Annotated in this window: 15 protein-coding genes; 9 read left to right on the top strand and 6 right to left on the bottom strand. The window is 57.7% G+C overall.

Annotated features, from left to right (window positions below; translation table 11 throughout):
* Window positions 1-140: 140 nt before the first annotated feature.
* The 5 genes from G8770_RS19095 to cysQ form a co-directional block, all read right to left on the bottom strand.
* Window positions 141-635 (bottom strand): TPM domain-containing protein, encoded by a 495-nt coding sequence (locus G8770_RS19095; protein ID WP_167190750.1) that lies wholly within the window; start codon window positions 633-635, stop codon window positions 141-143.
* Window positions 636-637: 2 nt separating this feature from the next.
* The gene (locus G8770_RS19090) at window positions 638-1,627 is read right to left on the bottom strand and encodes a TPM domain-containing protein (protein WP_167190747.1); all 990 of its coding nucleotides are present in this window, start codon (window positions 1,625-1,627) and stop codon (window positions 638-640) included.
* A 22-nt stretch (window positions 1,628-1,649) separates the two neighbouring features.
* Window positions 1,650-2,249 carry a LemA family protein gene (locus tag G8770_RS19085; protein WP_167190744.1) on the bottom strand — a complete coding sequence of 200 codons (600 nt, stop codon included), beginning with the start codon at window positions 2,247-2,249 and terminating at the stop codon, window positions 1,650-1,652.
* Window positions 2,250-2,640: 391 nt separating this feature from the next.
* A complete protein-coding gene (locus G8770_RS19080; protein ID WP_167190741.1) occupies window positions 2,641-2,865 on the bottom strand; it encodes a hypothetical protein in 225 nt (74 codons plus the stop codon).
* Window positions 2,866-3,109: 244 nt separating this feature from the next.
* Window positions 3,110-3,931, bottom strand: coding sequence for a 3'(2'),5'-bisphosphate nucleotidase CysQ (gene cysQ, locus G8770_RS19075; RefSeq protein ID WP_167190738.1), 822 nt, complete (start codon window positions 3,929-3,931; stop codon window positions 3,110-3,112).
* Window positions 3,932-4,296: 365 nt separating this feature from the next.
* On the opposite strand from cysQ, the gene yrfG reads away from it, so the two are divergent.
* From yrfG to G8770_RS19045, 6 genes are all read left to right on the top strand, one after another.
* Window positions 4,297-4,950 (top strand): GMP/IMP nucleotidase, encoded by a 654-nt coding sequence (gene yrfG, locus G8770_RS19070; RefSeq protein ID WP_167190736.1) that lies wholly within the window; start codon window positions 4,297-4,299, stop codon window positions 4,948-4,950.
* Window positions 4,951-5,016: 66 nt separating this feature from the next.
* Entirely contained in the window at window positions 5,017-5,406 is a 390-nt protein-coding gene (gene hslR / locus G8770_RS19065) for a ribosome-associated heat shock protein Hsp15 (protein WP_167190843.1), read from the top strand.
* A 102-nt stretch (window positions 5,407-5,508) separates the two neighbouring features.
* Window positions 5,509-7,035 carry a S1C family serine protease gene (locus G8770_RS19060; RefSeq protein WP_208022377.1) on the top strand — a complete coding sequence of 509 codons (1,527 nt, stop codon included), beginning with the start codon at window positions 5,509-5,511 and terminating at the stop codon, window positions 7,033-7,035.
* A complete protein-coding gene (locus G8770_RS19055; RefSeq protein WP_167190733.1) occupies window positions 7,032-7,520 on the top strand; it encodes a DUF4124 domain-containing protein in 489 nt (162 codons plus the stop codon). Before G8770_RS19060 ends, G8770_RS19055 begins: the two co-directional genes overlap by 4 nt.
* A gap of 320 nt (window positions 7,521-7,840) precedes the next feature.
* The gene (hslO, locus tag G8770_RS19050) at window positions 7,841-8,725 is read left to right on the top strand and encodes an Hsp33 family molecular chaperone HslO (RefSeq protein ID WP_167190730.1); all 885 of its coding nucleotides are present in this window, start codon (window positions 7,841-7,843) and stop codon (window positions 8,723-8,725) included.
* Window positions 8,726-8,938: 213 nt separating this feature from the next.
* Entirely contained in the window at window positions 8,939-10,498 is a 1,560-nt protein-coding gene (locus G8770_RS19045; protein WP_167190727.1) for a phosphoenolpyruvate carboxykinase, read from the top strand.
* Window positions 10,499-10,680: 182 nt separating this feature from the next.
* On the opposite strand, the gene G8770_RS19040 is transcribed toward G8770_RS19045, so the two are convergent.
* Complete coding sequence (locus tag G8770_RS19040; protein WP_167190724.1) at window positions 10,681-12,303, bottom strand: alpha-glucosidase family protein; 1,623 nt, start codon at window positions 12,301-12,303, stop codon at window positions 10,681-10,683.
* A gap of 375 nt (window positions 12,304-12,678) precedes the next feature.
* Here G8770_RS19040 and G8770_RS19035 point away from each other — a divergent pair, with 375 nt between their 5' ends.
* The 3 genes from G8770_RS19035 (at window position 12,679) to G8770_RS19025 (ending at window position 19,638) form a co-directional block, all read left to right on the top strand.
* Window positions 12,679-15,432 (top strand): TonB-dependent receptor, encoded by a 2,754-nt coding sequence (locus G8770_RS19035; protein WP_167190721.1) that lies wholly within the window; start codon window positions 12,679-12,681, stop codon window positions 15,430-15,432.
* Window positions 15,433-15,533: 101 nt separating this feature from the next.
* Window positions 15,534-18,164 (top strand): glycoside hydrolase family 31 protein, encoded by a 2,631-nt coding sequence (locus G8770_RS19030; RefSeq protein WP_167190718.1) that lies wholly within the window; start codon window positions 15,534-15,536, stop codon window positions 18,162-18,164.
* Window positions 18,165-18,246: 82 nt separating this feature from the next.
* Complete coding sequence (locus G8770_RS19025) at window positions 18,247-19,638, top strand: alpha-amylase family glycosyl hydrolase (protein WP_167190715.1); 1,392 nt, start codon at window positions 18,247-18,249, stop codon at window positions 19,636-19,638.
* Window positions 19,639-19,663 lie beyond the last annotated feature (25 nt).

The following is a 19,663-nucleotide window of genomic DNA, read 5'->3' as shown; positions in this document are numbered from 1 at the left end:
TGCCAGCACAATAACTGCCTAGGCAGGTAATTGAGGTGGAAATATAGGGCTGTGGGGTCAAGATTGCAAGTCGTCACTAAGGCGCGGGCGGGTGTGGAAAGCGGCGGAGCCTGAACAAGCCCCTAAAACCGCGGGATAAACTAGAGAATGACCGGCTTGTCGGGCAGCTCGTTGACATCATCTGACGAGCGAGGGAAATGGCGACGGATCAGTTGGGTCACCAGTTCGATGCCCTCCAGTGAGCCGGCCTCAAAATGTCCGGCGGAATACTGGTCTTTCATATGCCGACAGACGTCCTGCCACTCGGCGTGAGTGACCTTGCCGGTATAGCCGCGGTCGGCGACGATTTCGATGTCATGTTCCGACAGCAGTAAATAGATCAGTACGCCATTATTGGCCTCAGTATCCCAGGTTCGCAATTGGGAAAACGCTTCTATGGCGCGGTCTCTGGCGGTGGTACCGCGCAGCAGAGCGGGGAAGTCGAGGGAGGCTTCGATGGCGAAACGCAGTTCACCGCTGTGCTGTTGTTCGGAATCACGCACCGCCAGTTCGATGGCGCGCAGCACCTTGGTGCCGAAATGCCGGGTCAGGGACCAGCGGGTGGTAAACAGATTGCAAAGGTAGCGATTCGCCATGCCTACCATCCCCCCGAGGCGCCGCCGCCCCCAAAGCCACCGCCGCCGCCGCCAAAGCCACCGCCGCCAAAACCGCCGCCACCAAAGCCACCACCGCCGCCAAAACCGCCACCACTGGTCCAGATCCCTGAGCGACCACTGTTGAGCAAGCTGATGGCAAAGGCGATCAGCCCGACCACGATGGCCGAGCCCAGTATGCCCACCAGGAGCCAGGCAATCACGCCGGTGATGGCTCCGGTGGTCAGGGCGCCGGGCAGGGTACCCATGATGCTTCTAAGAAGACCGCCCAGCACCAGCGAAACGATGAGAATGACAGGCAGCATGCCGGCAATGTTGAGCTCGTCATCGCCTGAGCGGCGTTGGGGTTCGGGCAGATTTTCGCCCCGCACCAGCGCATCGATGGCGCTGATACCGGCGTCAATGCCTGCGGCGAAGTCGCCCTGGCGGAAGTGCGGTGCCACGATGGTATCGATAATGCGCTTGGCACGGGCATCGGGTATAGCCCCTTCGAGCCCGTAGCCGATTTCGAAACGCATACGCTTGTCTTTGAGGGCAACGATAAACAGCACTCCGTCGTCAACGTCTTCCCGCCCCAGTTTCCAGTTATCCACCACGCGGATGGCATAGGCGGCAATGTCTTCCGGTTCCGTGGAGTCGACCAGCAATACCGCCACCTGACTGCCGGTGTCTTGTTCCAGCTGCGCCAGCTTTGCGGTCAACGAGGCTTTTTCTTCAGGGGTCAGCAGTCCGGCCAGGTCGGTGACCTGGGCTTGCAGTTTGGGCACCGCTTGCAGCGCGGCGAAGGCCAGTCCGGCGGTCAACAGCAGCCCCAACAGCCCCAGCAACAACACGGCGCAGCGGCGAGAAGGTCGGCAGTAAAACAGCCCCTTGCAGCGCTCTTGGGTTAAGGCTGCGTTGCCGGGTGTTTTACTGGCGGCTTCTGGGCCTAAGGGCTCTGCGCTTGTGGGACTTGCGCTTGAGGGCTCGGCCATGGCGGGCTCAGTCACGGGATGTTCAGGAATCGCTGCCGAAGTTGACCTCGGGAGGGGTAGAGATCTCGGCTTCATTTTCCACCGTAAAGTTGGGTTTCACATCGAAACCAAACATCATCGCGGTGAGGTTGGTGGGGAACGAGCGCGCCTTGGTGTTGTATTCCCGCACCGCATCAATGTAGCGGTTGCGGGCCACGGTGATGCGATTTTCGGTGCCTTCCAGCTGCGCTTGCAGCTCGCGGAAATTGGCGTCTGACTTGAGCTCCGGGTAGCGTTCGACGGTGACCAGTAAGCGCGACAGGGCACCCGAGAGCTGACTCTGCGCCGCTTGAAACTGTTTAAAGGCCTCGGGGTCGTTGATGAGCTCGGGGGTGGCATTGATGGAGCTGACTTTTGAGCGGGCCTCCGTCACACCGACCAGCACGTCACGCTCTTGCCTGGCAAACCCCTCGACGGTTTTCACCAGGTTGGGGATCAGATCGGCACGGCGCTTGTACTGGTTGAGGACTTCGGACCAGGCGGCTTTTACCTGTTCATCCCCGGCGGTCAGGGCGTTATAGCCGCAGCCACTGAGTGTGAAGGTCAGCAGTAACAGCACAAACACAGAAGGTAGTCGGAACATGGTGTCATCCCCTTGCAATCGTGTGGGTCGTGATCGGAGGTGTCTGGGTCGGCGCTTGAAAATCCGCCTGCCCACTGGAAAAGCCCGCCTAAGAGTGTAGTCCAGTCTGGTAACCCTCAAGCCGGAGACAAGGCGATTGGCGGATAAAAGCGAACATACCCCCGCTAAAATGGATGAACGTCCCGCAAGTGTGCGTGACGCAGGGGCGGGGTTGTTCTGCGTGACTGTGACTGGCGGGGTTGCTCTGCGTGACTATGGGTGTTGTGCAAGGGGGTGTTGTGCAAGAGAAAGGCGGCAGCAGGGACCACAGAACCTGAGTTGCCGGTTCCGGCGCCACTGCTGCCGTCATGGCTGTTCAGAAACCGCAGTTGTGAAACCGGCAGTTCAAAAACTACCGATTGGGAGCAAATGGCAGCGACGTCAGCATGCCTTTGCGTGAATGGATCATTTCGCGATAGGTTTGCTGCTGGGAAAAGTCGCGATCCTCGTCATTGATCTTGAGTTGTTCGAGTTGCCGTTCCAGACCGGTAATTTCCCGGATCAGTTGTTCTCGCATCAGAATGCTGTTGTGGCTATCGACATTCACAAGTTTTGTGGCTGGGGAGTGACCTGTCATGACTTACCGCCTTATTCCAAAAAGAGCTGGACAATCTATGCCAAGCCTCATTTAAGAATAGCTGTTAAATCGGGGCGTGCCCCCAAATAATGTGATGGGCGCCATGTATTTAAGGTGGTGGCGGGTATGTGAACATTTACCTCATCATCGCCCTGTCCCCTGTCCCCTGTCCCCTGTCCCCTGTCCCCTGTCCCCTGTCCCCTGTCCCCTGTCCCCTGTCCCCTGTCCCCTGTCCCCTTCCCGTTCAGCTGAGCAGGGCTTCCCAACCGAAACTGCGGTCGCCGATGACGTAAAAGAACGGGTTCAGCAGGCTGTCTTTTTGGTTGTAGCGCAGTCCCTTCAGCTGGGCGTCGAGGACCACCCCTCCGGCGGCCTCCACGACCGCCTGGGCGGCGGCGGTATCCCACTCGCAGGTGGGCGCCAGCCGCGGGTAGAAGTCGGCGGCCCCTTCGGCAATCAGACAAAGCTTGAGGGAACTGCCCATGCTCTTGCTTTCAATCGGCCCCAGTTGGCTGCGAATGCGCGCCAGCAGGTCGTCCACTGCATCAGTACCGTGGCGCCGGCTGGCGACCACGGCCAAGGGCTGGCCGGCTTGCTGCACCTGATGAATGCGGCGGGTAGCGATGGCGGAACGGGTGCCGTTGGCGATTTTCACCGCCCCTTTGCCTTTCTCGCCGGCGTAAGTGACACCCAGCACCGGGACATGGACCACACCCAGCACCGGCTCGCCCCGCTCGATCAGCGCCACGTTGACGGTAAATTCGCCATTGCGGTTGATGAACTCTTTGGTGCCGTCCAGCGGGTCGACCAGCCAGTAGCGGTTCCAGTGCCGGCGAGCGCTGAAGTCCGGCAGCTCCCCTTCTTCGGACAGCACTGGAACACCGTCCAGCAGCGGCGGCAGAGCGGACGCCAGCACGCGGTGGGCCGCGAGGTCGGCGGCGGTGAGCGGAGAGTGGTCAGCTTTGGTGTGGATGTCCAGGCTGTCTGTGCGCTGGTAGACCTCCAGAATGGCATCGCCGGCCTGGCGGCACAGTTCAATGACTTCATTTAACAGCGGGGTATCCATCAGCAGAACTCCTGGGCCGCGGGTAACATTTGCCTACCCTGGGCGTTTATCCGGTTCACGGTGATGGGCAGTATAGCGACAAGGCGTGGCAGCGTCGCGCCAGCGGGACAGGACGGCTTGATCAGCTTCGACCTTAAAAGCGCCATGGACCTCAAACCGGCGGTTCATCGCAGCCGTTTTTAGGCCTTTGGGGGTAAATTCAGGCATACTGTGGAGGCTTTAAGGGGGTAATTGCAGGGTTTAACGTGCGACGTGTTGCCATTGCCGACGCGTTAATGTGACCCCTACCGCCCACAAACACCGTATTCATCGCTGAGTAATACCTTATTGGAGTAATCGCTCAGTCATAACCAAGTAATGATTGCATGATTAACTGGAATGACATTGATACCGTCTTGCTGGACATGGACGGCACCCTGCTGGATTTACATTTTGATAACTATTTCTGGCTGACCCACCTGCCCAAGCGCTACGCCGAGACCTTTGGGGTGGACGAAGCCGAAGCCATGGCCAGGCTGGAAGCGCACATCAAAGCCCATGAGGGCACCCTCAAATGGTATTGTCTGGAGTTCTGGTCAGAGTCGCTGGGGCTGGACATTCGCCGGCTTAAGGAAGAGGTGCAGCATAAAATCCAGATTCGGCCGTTCGTGGTGGAGTTTCTAAAGGCCTTGCAGGCGCAAGACAAGCGCCTGGTGCTGATCACCAACGCCCACCCTCAGAGTCTGGACCTCAAGCTCGAAGTGACCGCCATTGACCAGTGGCTGCACATGGTGATTTCGTCCCATGAATTTCAGCAGCCGAAAGAGGCGCAGGCGTTCTGGGATGAGCTGCAAAAACGCGAGCCGTTTGACCCTGGGCGCACCCTGTTCATTGATGACACCCTGCGGGTACTGGATTCGGCTCGGGATTTTGGCATCAAGCATTTGCTGTGTCTGCACCAGCCAGACAGTCAGCGCGAACACCGCCAGATCTTGGAATATCCGGCCATTCACCATTTTGACGAGATCATGCCCCGATGACGTCGTTGTTGCGAGTTTGCCAGAGAGGGTCTGTTCATGGCGAAGACCACCATGGAGAAGATCACCATGGATAAGGTGCGGCTGGACAAGTGGTTGTGGGCGGCGCGTTTTTTTAAAACCCGCAACCTGGCCAAGCAGGCCATTGAGGGCGGCAAGGTGCATTGCGATGGCCAGCGGGTGAAGCCCAGCAAAGAGATCGTTCTCGGGGCTGAGTTGACCATCCGCCAGGGCTGGGACAGCAAAACCGTTGAGGTCATCGCGCTGTCGGATCAGCGTCGCGGGGCACCGGAAGCCGCGCTACTCTATAAAGAGACGCAGGACAGTGTGGCTAAGCGGGAGACTGAAGCGCAGCAGCGCAAGTTGGTGCGCGGTGCCGGGGTAGGTCCGGAGCGGCGTCCGACCAAGAAACAGCGGCGACAAATTCATCGCTTTTTGGATCAGGATTCCTCCGACTAGACGGGGTGTGCGCGGGGTTAGCTCACACAGGTTAGCCCACACTGGTTTACTCACATTGGTTTGCTCACACCACTTTGATCACACAGTAAGAGGGAGTTACGTTTGAAAGCATGGAATGTGAATCGCAGTCGCCGCCTGAGGGCGTGGGTCGGTGTGTTTGTCATTTGCGGTGTCAGTGTCGCGGCGGCGCAGGCGGCGGGTAACACCAGCATTGAGCGTTTAAAAGACGCGGTGGTAAAAATCCATACCACCTCCACCCCGCCGGATTATTTCACGCCCTGGCGATTGCTGAATGCCAAGCAGAGCAGTGGCTCGGGCTCGGTGATCCGCGGCAACCGCATCCTGACCAACGCCCATGTGGTGGCCGACGCGTCTTATATCCAGGCGCAGAAACACGGTGACCCCCGCAAGTACCTGGCCCGGGTCGTGTTCATTTCCCACGAGGCCGATCTGGCCATTCTGGAAGTGGAACAGAACACTTTCTTCGACGGCCTGCGCCCTCTGGAAATTGGTGCGCTGCCGGAGCCGCTGCAGGAAGTGTCGGTGTTCGGCTATCCGTTTGGCGGCACCACCCTGAGCATTACCCGTGGAGTGTTGTCCCGCATAGAGCATCAGTACTACGCCCACGCCGGGGGGTATTTGCTGGCGGGGCAGATCGATGCGGCCATCAATCCCGGCAACAGTGGGGGGCCGGTGATTGTGGATAACCGCATTGTGGGGGTGGTGATGCAGGCCAACACCAGCGGCCGGGCGGAAAACCTGGGGTACTTTGTACCTCCCAGCGTCATTGAGCATGTGCTGGAAGATGCCAAAGACGGTGAACTCGATGGCTTTCCCGATCTGGGTTTTCGCACCCAGGACCTGGAAAGCCCGGCGATGCGGCAGGCCTACGGGGTGGAAGACCACCCTGGCGGGATGCTGGTGGCGCACGTGTTCGAGGGCTCACCGGCGGCCGGCAAGATACAACCCAATGACGTGATCATGGCCATTGATGGCTTCGACATCGCCGATGACAGCAGTATCGAATTTCGCAAAAACCTGCGCACCAATTTCAAATACGCCATCGATCAGTACCACCGCGGCGACGACGTGGAGATTCACGTGGTGCGCGCTGGCCAAGCGCAGACCATCACCCTGTCCATCACTGAGCCCAAGCGCAATTTCAGCCTGGTGCGGCAGCAGGAGTTTGAGCAAACCCCGCAGTATCTGATTTATGGCGGAGTGGTGTTTGTGCCGCTCAATATGAATCTGATCAAGCGCTGGGGACGCGACTGGCACAGCAAGGCGCCGGTGTCTTTCCTCCATGCTCGCGACACCCGTTCCAGCCCGGACAAAGAGGAGCTGGTGGTGGGGCTGAAAGTGCTGGCCGCCGACGTGAACCTCGGTTACCACGACTGGAAAAACTGGATTTTGGAGTCGGTCAACGGGGTGCCGATTCGCAATTTCCAGCAATTTTGCCAGCTGGTTACCAATGGCACCGAGGACAACACCGTGTTCCGGGACGAAGAGGGTTACCAGATGGTGCTGAACCGCGCCGAGGCGTTGAGCAGTGAACTGGTCATCCTCAATCGCTATCGGGTGCCTCGCGCCAACGCCTGTGCGGAGACCCCGGAGGTGGTTCTGCCATGACCGGCCCGGGCCCATGTGCGGCGCTGTTGGCCTTGCGCGCATCTGTCTCGTCTCATTTGCTGTGGGTGGCTGTTTTGCCGTGCCTGCCCGCGCTGGCCTCCGCTGAGGTTTATCAATGGCGCGACGCCAACGGCCAGTTGCATTTCAGTGATAAAAAGCCCAGCGTCGCAGGGGTTCAGGCCATGACTCATCGGGTGAACGCGACCAATGTGGATGACAGCGGACGTGAGCGGGAAAAGCTGGGGCGCCTGTTCAAGCCCGAGACTGCGGCCGAGAAAACCCATCGCTTGCAGGCGCAGGAGCGGCAGGCGCGGCAGGGCCTTGAGCGCCAGCAGCAGTGCGACAGCGCCCGGGAGTATTTGGCCGTGCTGCAGGGGCGGGTGTATTTCGTCCGTGAAGACGGCAGCAGATATGACATCAGCGAAGCAGAGCGAGCGCAGCAAGTGGTGAAAATGGAGTCTATAATCAATCAAAACTGCGATTGAGGCGGGAATTGATTCTGTTATCGTCCCTTTTTGATGCCAGAGATTGCCGCTAACTGATGCCAGGGTTTACCGCGAGCTGAGGCCGTGGAGGCGCGTACCCCGGTCCGTCCTGAGCGAAGCGTGATACCGGCCCTGAACATTTGCTCGAACCCGAGAGAGCCTGGCTGCAACCGCAGAGGCGTCCCTGAAATCGCAGAGGCAACCCCCGAAACCACAGAGGCAACCCCCGAGACCGGACCGCTGGCCAGAGAGATAGGCTACCTTGAAAGCGGGAAGGCGTGGTAAAATCGCCCCCCGTTTTAATAGTGACCCGTGACGCCATGCCCAGCAGCGATTTAATGCACCGTTTCCTGTTCGACCAAGCCGACCTTCGCGGTGAAATGGTCACCCTCAGTGACAGCTATGAGCAGATCCTTGAAAACAATCAGGGCCTGCCCCCGCAAGTTCAAACCCTGTTGGGAGAGTTTGTGGCGGCGGCGGCCTTGTTGTCCAGCACCCTGAAGTTTGACGGAATCCTGACCTTGCAGGCGCGCGGCGATGGTCCGCTGTCGCTGATCATGGCGGAGTGCAGCCATCACCAAGCCGTTCGCGCCATTGCTCAAGTCGATCCTGAGGTCGATTTCAGTGCCCTGGCAGGGCAGGACCTGCAGGCGTTGATGGGCCAGGGCATGTTGGCAATCATTATCGACCCCGACAAGGGGCAGCGTTATCAAGGCATCGTGCCTCTGGACAGCCCTGACCTCAGCGGCTGCCTGCAACACTATTTTGAGCAGTCCGAGCAGTTACCGACGCGATTCTGGCTGACCAGTGATGATAAAGCGGCCACCGGGTTGATGCTGCAGGCCTTGCCACAACAGACGGCCAGCGCCGACGACAATCGCGACCTCTGGGAGACCGCCACTCAGTTGGCGAGCACGGTGAAAAAGGAAGAGCTGCTGGAGCTGGAGCACAGCGAAGTTTTGTATCGCTTGTTCCATGAAGAGCAGGTGCGGCTGTTTGAGCCGGCTGCGGTGCGTTTTGAGTGCAGTTGTTCCTGGCAGCGCTCCGCCAATGCCTTGATATCACTGGGGCGGGAGGACGTTGAGGCGCTGCTCGCCGAGCAGGATTTGATCAGCATTGACTGCCAGTTTTGCAATCAGACTTACGCGTTTGGGGCCCAGGACCTGGCCAAAATTTTTGGCGATGAAAGTCGTCAATTACACTGATTATCCCGGCTGTTTAAAAAAGCGGCAGCTTGGGATCGATTCATATTTGGTTTTCTGACATAATGGCGCCCCCAAAATTCTAACTACTTCTTCGGGCAACGTACCTGAAGAGGATTTCACGACAATGACAGTGCCCTCACAAAGGCTTTGGCTAGTGCTCAAAGCCCGTGGTTTAAGGGCTAACAGGCCACAAGCTGACAGGACTACAAACGAATGACACAGATTGACGATGCGGCTCCGACCGTTTACACCGACCTCACTACTGCTGAGTTGGTCGAACAGGCTCTATTGCGCGGTGAAGGTTACCTTTCCCACACCGGTGCCCTGGTCTGCGAAACCGGCGAGCGTACCGGCCGTTCACCGGCGGACCGCTTTACGGTAGACGAGCCGTCTACTTCTGAAAGCATCGATTGGGGCTCCGTTAACCGCCCGTTTGCTGCTGATAAATTTGACGCCCTGTGGAGCCGTGTTGAAGAATACCTTTCAACCGTGGATACGTTTGTGTCTTCTCTGCACGTTGCAGAAGACCCGGATCACTACCTGCCGGTGAAAGTGACCACCCAAACGGCCTGGAACAACCTGTTCGGTCGCAACATGTTCATCCGCACCGAGAACTACAACCCGAAAGGCAAGGAAGAGTGGAGCATTCTGCACGCGGCCAACTTCCAGTGTGACCCTGAGCGCGATGGCACCAACTCTGAAGTCGCCGTGATCGTGAACTTTGCTCAGCGTAAAGTGTTGCTGGCTGGCGCTCGTTACGCGGGCGAAATGAAGAAGTCCATGTTTGCGGTGCAGAACTTCCTGCTGCCCGAAAAAGACGTGATGCCCATGCACTGTTCAGCCAACGTGGGTAAAGAAGGCGATACCTGCCTGTTCTTCGGTCTGTCCGGTACCGGTAAGACCACCCTGTCCGCTGACCCTGAGCGTTACCTGATCGGGGATGATGAGCACGGTTGGGCGAAAGGTGCTGTGTTCAATATGGAAGGCGGCTGCTACGCCAAAACCATCGACCTGTCTCAGAAGAATGAGCCAGTGATCTGGGATGCGATCAAATTTGGCGCGATTGTTGAGAACGTAGTTCACAACGCCAAGCGTGAGCCGGATTACTCCGACACCAGCCTGAGCGAGAACGGTCGCTGTTCTTACCCGCTGGAGCACGTTGAAATGCGTGTGGAAGCCAACCGTGCCGGTGAGCCCAAGAACGTTATCTTCCTGACTTGCGACGTTTCCGGTGTTTTGCCTCCGGTGTCCATCCTGTCTAAAGAAGCGGCTGCTTACCACTTCCTGTCAGGATACACAGCTCGCGTGGGTTCTACTGAGGTGGGTGCTGCTGCCGGTATTCAGCCTACCTTCTCCACCTGTTTTGGTGCTCCGTTCATGCCGCGTCCCGCTCGTGAATACGCCGAGTTGCTGATGAAGCGTATCGCCGACTTCGGTTCCAACGTCTACCTGGTGAACACCGGCTGGACCGGCGGATCCGGTGGTCCTGGCGGCGCGGGTTCGCGTTTCCCGATCCCAGTCACTCGCGCCGTGGTTGCTGCCTGTCAGAACGGTTCGCTGGAAGGTGTTGCTACCGAGACTCTGGAGGTGATGAACCTGCAGGTGCCAGTTGAAGTTCCCGGTGTTGATGCCAGTTACCTGAACCCACGCAATGCCTGGGCTGATCAGGCGGCGTACGACGAAGCTGCTGCCAAGCTGGCAGGTTTGTTCGCTGACAACATCAAGAAATTCAACGTCAGCGATGACGTTGAAGCTGCGGGTCCCAAAGCGTAATGCTGATGTGATCTGCCGTTAAGACGTAAAAAAGGCCGCTCCATGCGGCCTTTTTTACGCCTGTTGATTGTGCAAGCCGCTGCGGCTGTGACGGCATATCGTTAGTATAAAAAAGGCCGCCTCCGTATGGACGCGGCCTTTTTGGTGGCCTGTGCGGCCTCCTGCCGGCAAGGTGGCAGAGTTTAGAGGTTGGCACCCTGCCCATAAAACGCCCCGTGAGCGGGGAGACGCAGGGTCGTTTGAGCCAGTTCGGCGCCTTCGATGCCATGGCCGCACAGCGCATCTATACCCTCCGGCAACGCCAGTTGGCAGGCATGGTCATTGAGGTTAAAGGCCACCAGCAGGGTTTGCTGTTGATGACGACGGATAAACAACAGCACGTTGTCCGGCGCGTCGAGGAACTCGATGTCGCCCCAGCGCAGGGCCGGTTGCTCGCGGCGCCAGTGCATAAACTGTCGATAGTGATTCAGCACCGAGCCGGGATCCCGGTCCTGCTGTTCGACACTGAGGTTGCGGTGCGCGTCGGTGATGGGCAGCCAGGGCGTGCCGGTACTGAAGCCGGCTTCAGCTCCTGACGGGTTCCAGGGTATGGGGGTGCGGCAGCCGTCCCGACCTTTAAAGTTCGGCCAGAAGGTAATGCCGTAGGGGTCCTGCAGCTGTTCAAAGGGAATGTCGGCTTCGGGCAGTCCGAGCTCTTCGCCCTGATAGCTGCACAGACTGCCTTTCAGGGAGCCGAGCATGGCGTTGACCATTTTGGCCAGGTCGGCGCTGGGGTTTGGACCGCCCCAGCGGCTCATGACGCGCGCCACATCGTGGTTGCCGACCGCCCAGCAGGGCCAGCCACCCTGAATGCGCTGTTCCAGTGTGGACACCGTGGAGCGGATGTAATCCGCTGAAAAGTCATCCACCAGCAACTCAAAGCTGTAGGCGGTGTGCAGTCGCTTGTCGCCCTGGGTGTACTCGGCCATGGTGGCCAGTGAATCCTCGGCAGAGATTTCACCCAGGCTCACGGTGCCGGGGTAGCGATTCAGCAGTGCCCGCAGATCTTCGAGAAAGCCGAGATTTTCCGGACGGGTGTTGTTGTAGTAGTGGTACTGAAAGGCATAGGGGTTGTCTTCACTGAAGCCCCGTCCCTGACGTTTCTCGGGGGGTTTGGCCGGGTTGTTGCGCAGCTGCTGATCGTGAAAACAGAAGTTGATGGCGTCCAGCCGCAGCCCATCGACACCGCGTTGCAACCAGAACTCGACTTCATCCAGAATCTGCTGGCGCACCGCCGGGTTGTGAAAATTCAGGTCCGGCTGGCTGCTGAGAAAGTTGTGCAGGTAGTACTGTTCACGGCGCGGCTCCCACTCCCAGGCGACACCGCCAAAGAGCGACATCCAGTTGTTGGGGGGGGTGCCATCGGCTTGCGGATCAGCCCAGACATACCAGTCGGCCTTGTCGTTGTCGCGACTCTGGCGACTCTGCAGAAACCAGTCGTGCTGATCGGAGGTGTGGCTAATGACCTGGTCAATAATGACTTTAATGTTAGCGCGGTGTGCGGTTTCGATGAGGGTATCGAAGTCATCCAGGGTGCCAAATTGAGGGTCAATATCGCGGTAATCGCTGATGTCGTAACCGAAGTCTTTCATGGGCGATTTAAAAAACGGCGAGACCCAAATGGCGTCCACGCCGAGACTGGCGATGTAATCCATTTTTTCGATGATGCCGGGAATATCACCGATACCATCGCCATTGGTGTCATTCAGGCTGCGGGGGTATATCTGGTAAATCACGGCGCCTTGCCACCATAGAGGCTTGGACATATGGGTTCTCCCTGGACAACAGTTATTATGGTTTTGACGGTCTGAAAATCAAAATCGGGAAGGCTAAATTACGTGATCAGCAGGCTTCCTAGCAACCGTCTACATACGTATTCAGTGGGTGTCGCGGGTGGGCTGCAAGCCGAGTCGCCGTGGCGCCTGTCGCCAGCGCGGATTGCGGGGCGCAGGCCTGGGGCCGGCAGACAAATGCTTATGAATACGTATGTAGTTTGTTGTTTTGCCAAATTGAAAAGGGGTAGTCTGGCCCTATCCCGAGGCAGGGCTTCTCGCCAGCATTGAAGCCAGTTCCTGATGATGTTGTGGGTTTGCCCGGGCAAGAGAGATTTGAAACCACAATAATTACAAACGGGCTGAGCCATGAATAACGCTAATCTGTTTTATCGCAACTTTTACCCTAACAAAATGGCGGCAGCTGTTTCGCTGGCAATGGGCGTGTCGGCGGCGGTCACTGCGCCCCTGACGTTGGCTGCCCAGGCCATCGAAGAAGTTATTGTCACCGTTGAGCGCCGTGAACAATCCCTGCAGGATGTTGCCGCGACCGTGCAGTCGTTCAATGCCGAAGAGCTTGATATGTTCGGTGTGAATAATGATTTCCGCAACCTGCAGAATGCCGTCACGGGTTTGCACATCTCCAACCAGGAGGGCAAGCTCGAAGTGTATTTGCGCGGTGTCGGCAACTCCGACAGCGACTTTGCCTCGGATCCTTCCGTCGCCATTCACTACAATGATGTGTACCTGCCTCGCCCTCGCTCCATCGGACCGATGTTTTTTGATGTCCAGCGGGTCGAAGTCAACAAGGGACCGCAGGGCACCTTGCGTGGCCGTAATGCCACCGGCGGTACCATCAATGTGATTTCCAACAAGCCTGAATTTGATGACACCTATGGCCATGTCAAAGTTGGCCTGGGCAGTTACGAGCAGCGCCAGCTGGAAGGTGTACTGAACTTGCCGGTGAGTGACACGCTGGCCTTGCGGGCTGCCGTTTACAGTGAAGAGCGCGATTCTTACATGGACAATGCGTTCACCGGTTCGGCCGATGAACTGTCGGGATTGGCCGGCAGTGCCGATCGCATCGAAGAGGCGTTTGCCGGTGGTATTGATGCCCCAGGTGCGATTGACGAGCAGGCCATTCGCCTGTCCGCACAGTGGAACCCGACGGATAAATTCTCCGCCTATTTTCTCGCTGACAAAGTCAAACAGCAGGGCTCGGGGACTCCGGGCGCTTTTACCGGCCGCGCGCTGTCGGCAGGGTATGATATTGAAGACCTCAACGATCCCTACGAGCAGTACTTCCTCAACGAGGGTGAGCTGAATAACGACATCGAAGGTTTCAGCACCAAGCTGACCTACGACTTTGACGGTTTTGCCGTTGAATACAACGGCTCCTGGAGAGAATACAGTTTTCAAAACCGCAATGCCGCCCGCGAGTGGCAAATCGGCATGGTGTACCCGGGATCGCGTGATGAAGCCAATGACGTGGTGTTGGGCAACGAGCAGACAGCCATGGGTAACTTTACCCAAAATGAAATTTCCGAAACCCTGGTTAACGAAATTCGTCTTTACTCGACCGGCGATGGCCCCCTGCAGTGGACCACTGGCCTGTTCATGATGGATGAAGAGTTCAGCAACTCTTCCCAGGATTTTAATCACGGCTGGTGGGGTGATTGTGACTGGTATCAGGACGGCACCAATTGCGGTTGGTTGAATGGCTTGTCGGCGGAGACCCGCAACAACGACTCAACCGTTGAATCGCGTGCGGTCTTCTTTGATGGCTCCTATGCTTTTAACGAGAGCCTGCGGGTGAAGGCGGGTGTGCGCTGGACCAAAGACAAAAAAGTCGCGCACGAGTCGAATGTTGCCTATCAGCTGGTGGTCAGTGATGAGGCCCTGGCGGCACTGGGACTGTCCGGACCGGAAGATATTGTCATGGGGTCGAACGGCCTGGGGTTGACCGAAGCGGGTGACCGTCCCAGTGATGTGATCCCCATTGGCAATGACGATGCGACTCGTCAGTACTTCCTCGATGGCATTTCCTCCTGGGGCGGTAAAGACAATCTGGATGACCTGATTGCCTATGATCCGAGCCAGTTCCAGGTGATTACCTCTTCCATTTATGATGATGGCACCGGCACGGGTAACATCACCAAAGATTATGAAGAAGAGTATGCCGACTGGCGTTTGGGGTTTGAATACGACCTGGCCGAAGCGAGCCTGCTGTACGGTACGGTGTCGACCGGCACCCGTTCCGGTGGCGTGAACTCGCCGCTGCCCGGCGCGCTGGGCGAAACCATCACCTGGGATCCGGAAAAGCTGACCGTCTGGGAAGTGGGTTCGAAGAACGAATTCGAATGGCTGGAGATGCCGGTACGGTTTAACTCTGCGCTGTTTTATTACGACTATCAGGACAAGGTCGTGCAGGGACTGGTCGCGGTCTCAACTTCCTGTTCTTCAAGCATTACCGGTATCTGTACCGACAACTATGTGCAGAACCAGAATGCGGCGAAGGCCAGCTTGATGGGACTGGAGTTGGAAGGTGATATTTTATTGCCGATGGATTTCCGCTTCCGCTGGAATTTTGCCTACCTCGACAGCGAGTTCAAGGACAGCGAGATTGTGGATTATCGCCAGGGCAGCGCGCTGGTGAATGTGGAGGGCAATCAGCTGCCCAACACCTCGAAGTACAACCTGACGTTGACTCTGGCACAGGCCCTGGATGTGGATTGGGGCATCATCAGCGGGGTGGACTGGTCGGTGAGTATGACCTACCGCAGCAAGTTTTACCTGACGCCGTTTAACGACACCGGTTACGATGCCAATGGCAATGAAATTCCCCTGCGTGACATGGCGGCCAACACCAACTGGTTGATCACCGGTGCCGGTTATGAAGAAGCCAACGGTGAATTCTTGTCAGACGATGTGCCGGCCACCACCATCTGGAACCTGAATGCGGGCATGAACTTTGGCGACGAAGGCAAATACCGGTTGGAAGGTTGGGTCAGCAACCTGACGGAAGAAACCTACTCCGGTAAGGGCTTTATCAACAGTGATGTGAATATTCGTTTCCTCAATCCGCCACGGATGGGTGGTGTTCGCTTCATTGCGCACTTCTGATCCGTGTTAACGGCATCGTGAAATCCCTCTTGAAGGCCACTTGATTGAAGTGGCCTTTTTTTTCTTACTCTGAATCTTGCTTATGGCCTGTGGATGGCGTTATGAAGACTGAAGGCTTGGGTTTTATCGAGCGTCGCGCTGAGGTAAACAATCTGGGTGATGTAAACATCTTCGCTGATGTAAACAGTCCCGCGACGCTACAACGTTCCAGAAATCGTAAAAAAACCGGTGCTCTAACAAGTCTGCGTCGATTGTCGTTCGGACTGATTATTCTGTCGCTGTTCACCGGCCTGTGCCGGGGTGAGGTAGCGCTTGATGAACAGAGCCTTGACACGAACCCTCCCGCTGCCAAGCGCTACGCCGATACAACGTTCAGCGATCAACAGTACGACCATCTGCTTGACTACCGCGTCACTGACGAGGGGCTGCGGCTGCAAACGGCGCAGCAGCAAATCGACCTGCGCTTTTACGGTACGGCAGTGGTCGAAGTGCACTACCTGGCGGAGCAGGAAACTGTGCTGCCGTCCTTTGCCATTGATCCGGCGGTCGCGGCGGATACACGGCTAACGCCCTCGGTCATTGAGCACGATGATTTCCTGTCGGTGGCAACGGATGAGCTGACGGTGGTGATTGACAAGCAGCCACTGCGGTTGCGTTTTTACCGGCAACAAAACCTGTTGCTGCAACAGGCGCAAGACGGTTTTTGGCGAAATCCGCAGAGCCGGGGTTTCCGCTTTGAGCTGTCGCCGGGGGAAAAGTTGCTGGGCGCAGGTGAGCGAGTGCTGGGCATGAATCGCCGCGGTCATCGCCTGCCGCTGTATAATCGTGCTCACTACGGCTATGAAACTTATTCCGAGCAAATGTATTTCAGTTTGCCGCTGCTATGGTCGGATAAAAAGTACGGCATTTTGTTTGATAATCCGGCCCGCGGTGTGGTGGATATCGGTAAAACCGACGCCGACCGGTTAACCTTTGAAGCCGTGGGTGGGCGCAGCAGTTATGTGGTGTTTGCCGGCGACAGTTATGCACAACTGCTGCGGCAATATGTGTCGTTAACCGGTCGGCAACCCCTGCCGCCGCGCTGGGTGTTTGGCAGTTTTGCCTCCCGTTTTGGTTACCACTCCGAGGCCGAAGTCAGGGATGTGGTGCGGCGTTACCGACAGCAGGATTTTCCCCTCGATGCCGTGGTACTCGATTTGTTCTGGTTCGGCCCGGACATCAAAGGACACATGGGCAATCTGGATTGGGATCGACAGGCTTTCCCGACACCTGAAAAAATGATGGCCGATTTGCAGCAGCAGGGTGTGCAGACCGTGTTGATTACCGAGCCATTTGTGTTGTCGTCGTCGCGGCGTTGGCCGGAGGCGGTAGCCCAAGAGGTGTTGAGCAAAAATGCCGAGGGCCAGCCACAGCGCTTTGATTTTTATTTCGGCAATACCGGCCTCATCGATGTGTTCGACGCTCGTGCGCAGGATTGGTTCTGGAACATTTATGCGGGGCTGATCGAGCAGGGCGTGGCCGGTCTGTGGGGGGACCTGGGCGAGCCGGAGGTCCACCCGGACGACACCCGTCACGCTCTGGGGCGCGGGGGTGAATTGCACAACGCCTATGGTCATCAGTGGGCCAGAATGCTGTTCGAACGCCATGAAAAAGCCTACCCGCAGCGGCGGCCGATGCTGATGATGCGCTCGGGGTTTGCCGGCTCCCAGCGCTACGGCATGATCCCCTGGACCGGCGATGTGAGTCGCTCCTGGGGCGGGTTGCAGGCGCAGGTCGAATTGATGTTGCAAATGGGCATGCAGGGGCTGGGCTACATTCACTCCGACGCCGGTGGTTTTGCCGGCGGCGAAACGTTTGACCCGGAGCTGTATCGCCGCTGGTTGCAGTTTGCGACTTTTCAACCAATCTTTCGCCCCCATGGGCAGGAGCACATCCCCTCGGAGCCGGTCTTTCACGATCGTGAAACGCAAGCGATCGTGCGGCGCTTTATCAAATTGCGCTATCGCCTGTTGCCCTACCTGTACACCATGGCATGGCAGAACTCGGTCACCGGTATGCCGCTGGCGCGGCCCCTGTTTATGAACGCGCAAGGGGACTCAGAAGCGCGCTTGTTTGCCGACACCCAGGCGTATTTGTGGGGGGATGCGTTTCTGGTGGCACCGGTGGTGCGCGCCGGTGTCACCGAGAAAACGGTGTATCTGCCCGAGGGCACCTGGTTTGACTTCTGGAATGACCAGCGTCAGCAGGGGGGCGCGACGGTGACCGCCGCGCTCTCGCCAGAGACCCTGCCTCTGTGGGTCCGGGCCGGGTCGTTCGTGCCCATGCTCAGTGAGGATATTGCCACCACCCGGGACTATTCCAGCGCCGCCTTGACCTTGCATTACTACGCGGATGCGTCCGTGCCACAAGCACAGGCGCAGATGTACGACGACGACGGCAGCACCCACCGGGCCTTCGCACAACAACAGTATGAGTTGCTGCAGTTCTCCGCCCGGCAGCAGGGTGACGCCTTGCAATTGCAGCTCAGCCGTGAAGGCTTTGCTTATGCGGGGCGACCGGATCAGCGACAACTGACGCTGGTCATTCACCACTGGCTGCAGTCACCGCAACGGCTCAGCGTCAATGGTCAAAAGATTAAGCCGCAACAGTTTTCCTACGATCAGCAACAGCAACGACTGACGCTGACGTTGCCCTGGCGGGGTGATGAATCATTGCTCATTGCCGTCGACTGATCACTGGGCGATTGCCCCAATTGACCCAATCAGGTGAGTGGCTGAAGAGGGTTGCGGTTTTAACATAAAGGGTGAGGTTACGATGAATAAAGTCTGTTGGGTGCTGTTGGTCAGTGTGTGGTTGACGGGCTGTACCCCCGCTAAAGAAATTGATGTGAATCGGTCGGTGGATGCGGTCACCGCTTCGACGCGCACCAGCGAAGCGTTTCTGAAGAAATCGGCTATCTATGAAATCAATGTTCGACAGTTTTCCGAGGCGGGAACCCTGCAGGCGGTGACCGAGCAGTTACCGCGTCTGCAAGCGCTGGGCGTGGATATCCTCTGGCTGATGCCGATCCAGCCCATCAGTGAGGTGAAACGCAAGGGCTCGCTGGGCAGTTATTACGCCATTGAGGACTATACGGCGGTGAATCCGGACTATGGCACGCTGGCGGATCTGCGCGCACTGGTGGACACGGCCCACGGCTTGGGGCAGGTGGTGATTTTGGACTGGGTGGCCAATCATACGGGTTGGGATCATGTCTGGATTGAGCAGCACCCCGACTGGTACAGCCGCAATGCCGCCGGCGAGATTATCGACCCCATCCATTCGGAAACCGGTGAGCCCTGGGGCTGGACCGATGTGGCGGACCTCAATTACGACAACCGCGAGCTGTGGCCGGCGATGGTGGCGGCCATGCAGTTCTGGCTAGACGCCGTGGATGTGGACGGGTTTCGCTGTGACGTGGCCGGAGAGGTGCCCACCGAGTTCTGGGAGTTTGCCCGTCCGCAACTGGACCGTGTCAAACCGGTGTTTATGCTGGCGGAGGCGGAAAAGCCCGAATTGCACACGGCGTTTGATATGTCCTATGGCTGGTCGTTCAATGAGCTGATGAACGGGATTGCCTCGGGTGAGCACAGCGCCTGGGAGGTAAACGATTACATGCAGTGGCGCCAGCAACAATTTCCCGCTGATCACCGATTGATGATGTTTACCACCAATCACGATGAAAACTCCTGGACGGGGACCGTGTTTGAACGCTACGGCCAGGCGCACCGGGCGTTTGCGGTGCTGGCGTTTACGCTCGATGGCATGCCCTTGATTTACTCCGGGCAGGAGGCGGGATTGAATAAACGCCTGCAGTTTTTTGAAAAAGACCCCATCGACTGGCAGGACTACCCCCTGCAGCCTTTTTATCAACAGTTGCTGCGTTTGAAAGCCGCGACACCGGCGCTGTGGAGTGGCGCGAACGGCGGTGAATTTGTGCCGTTGCCGGACCCCAATGCCGACGCAAAAAGTTATGTGTTTGAGCGACAGCATCCCCAGGGGGATGTGCTGGTGGGGCTGAATTTTTCCGCAGAGGCGGTGCGCCTGTCGATCCCGGCGGGCTGGGATCAAGCGCAAACACTGTTGGGGACTGCCGGCGTTGAAAGTCAAACCATGACGCTGGCGCCGTTTGCCTACGTGATTTTACAGCGCACCACGCCGCGCTGAATACGTATGTAGTCGCTTGTGACTT

The sequence above is a fragment of the Pseudomaricurvus hydrocarbonicus genome (genome assembly GCF_011602365.1).
GTDB classification, from domain to species: domain Bacteria; phylum Pseudomonadota; class Gammaproteobacteria; order Pseudomonadales; family Cellvibrionaceae; genus Pseudomaricurvus; species Pseudomaricurvus hydrocarbonicus.
Note: the sequence above shows the minus strand (reverse complement) of the source record. Positions and strands in the feature narration are given on the sequence as shown.

Bases quoted from the DNA above. Each gene is read 5' to 3' on its own strand.
- hslO (WP_167190730.1), top strand. From the start codon at position 7,841: ATGCCCAGCAGCGATTTAATGCACCGTTTCCTGTTCGACCAAGCCGAC.
- G8770_RS19045 (WP_167190727.1), top strand. From the start codon at position 8,939: ATGACACAGATTGACGATGCGGCTCCGACCGTTTACACCGACCTCACT.
- G8770_RS19085 (WP_167190744.1), bottom strand. From the start codon at position 2,249: ATGTTCCGACTACCTTCTGTGTTTGTGCTGTTACTGCTGACCTTCACA.
- G8770_RS19040 (WP_167190724.1), bottom strand. From the start codon at position 12,303: ATGTCCAAGCCTCTATGGTGGCAAGGCGCCGTGATTTACCAGATATAC.
- G8770_RS19090 (WP_167190747.1), bottom strand. From the start codon at position 1,627: ATGGCCGAGCCCTCAAGCGCAAGTCCCACAAGCGCAGAGCCCTTAGGC.
- G8770_RS19080 (WP_167190741.1), bottom strand. From the start codon at position 2,865: ATGACAGGTCACTCCCCAGCCACAAAACTTGTGAATGTCGATAGCCAC.
- G8770_RS19035 (WP_167190721.1), top strand. From the start codon at position 12,679: ATGAATAACGCTAATCTGTTTTATCGCAACTTTTACCCTAACAAAATG.
- yrfG (WP_167190736.1), top strand. From the start codon at position 4,297: ATGATTAACTGGAATGACATTGATACCGTCTTGCTGGACATGGACGGC.
- hslR (WP_167190843.1), top strand. From the start codon at position 5,017: ATGGATAAGGTGCGGCTGGACAAGTGGTTGTGGGCGGCGCGTTTTTTT.
- cysQ (WP_167190738.1), bottom strand. From the start codon at position 3,931: ATGGATACCCCGCTGTTAAATGAAGTCATTGAACTGTGCCGCCAGGCC.
- G8770_RS19055 (WP_167190733.1), top strand. From the start codon at position 7,032: ATGACCGGCCCGGGCCCATGTGCGGCGCTGTTGGCCTTGCGCGCATCT.
- G8770_RS19025 (WP_167190715.1), top strand. From the start codon at position 18,247: ATGAATAAAGTCTGTTGGGTGCTGTTGGTCAGTGTGTGGTTGACGGGC.
- G8770_RS19095 (WP_167190750.1), bottom strand. From the start codon at position 635: ATGGCGAATCGCTACCTTTGCAATCTGTTTACCACCCGCTGGTCCCTG.
- G8770_RS19030 (WP_167190718.1), top strand. From the start codon at position 15,534: ATGAAGACTGAAGGCTTGGGTTTTATCGAGCGTCGCGCTGAGGTAAAC.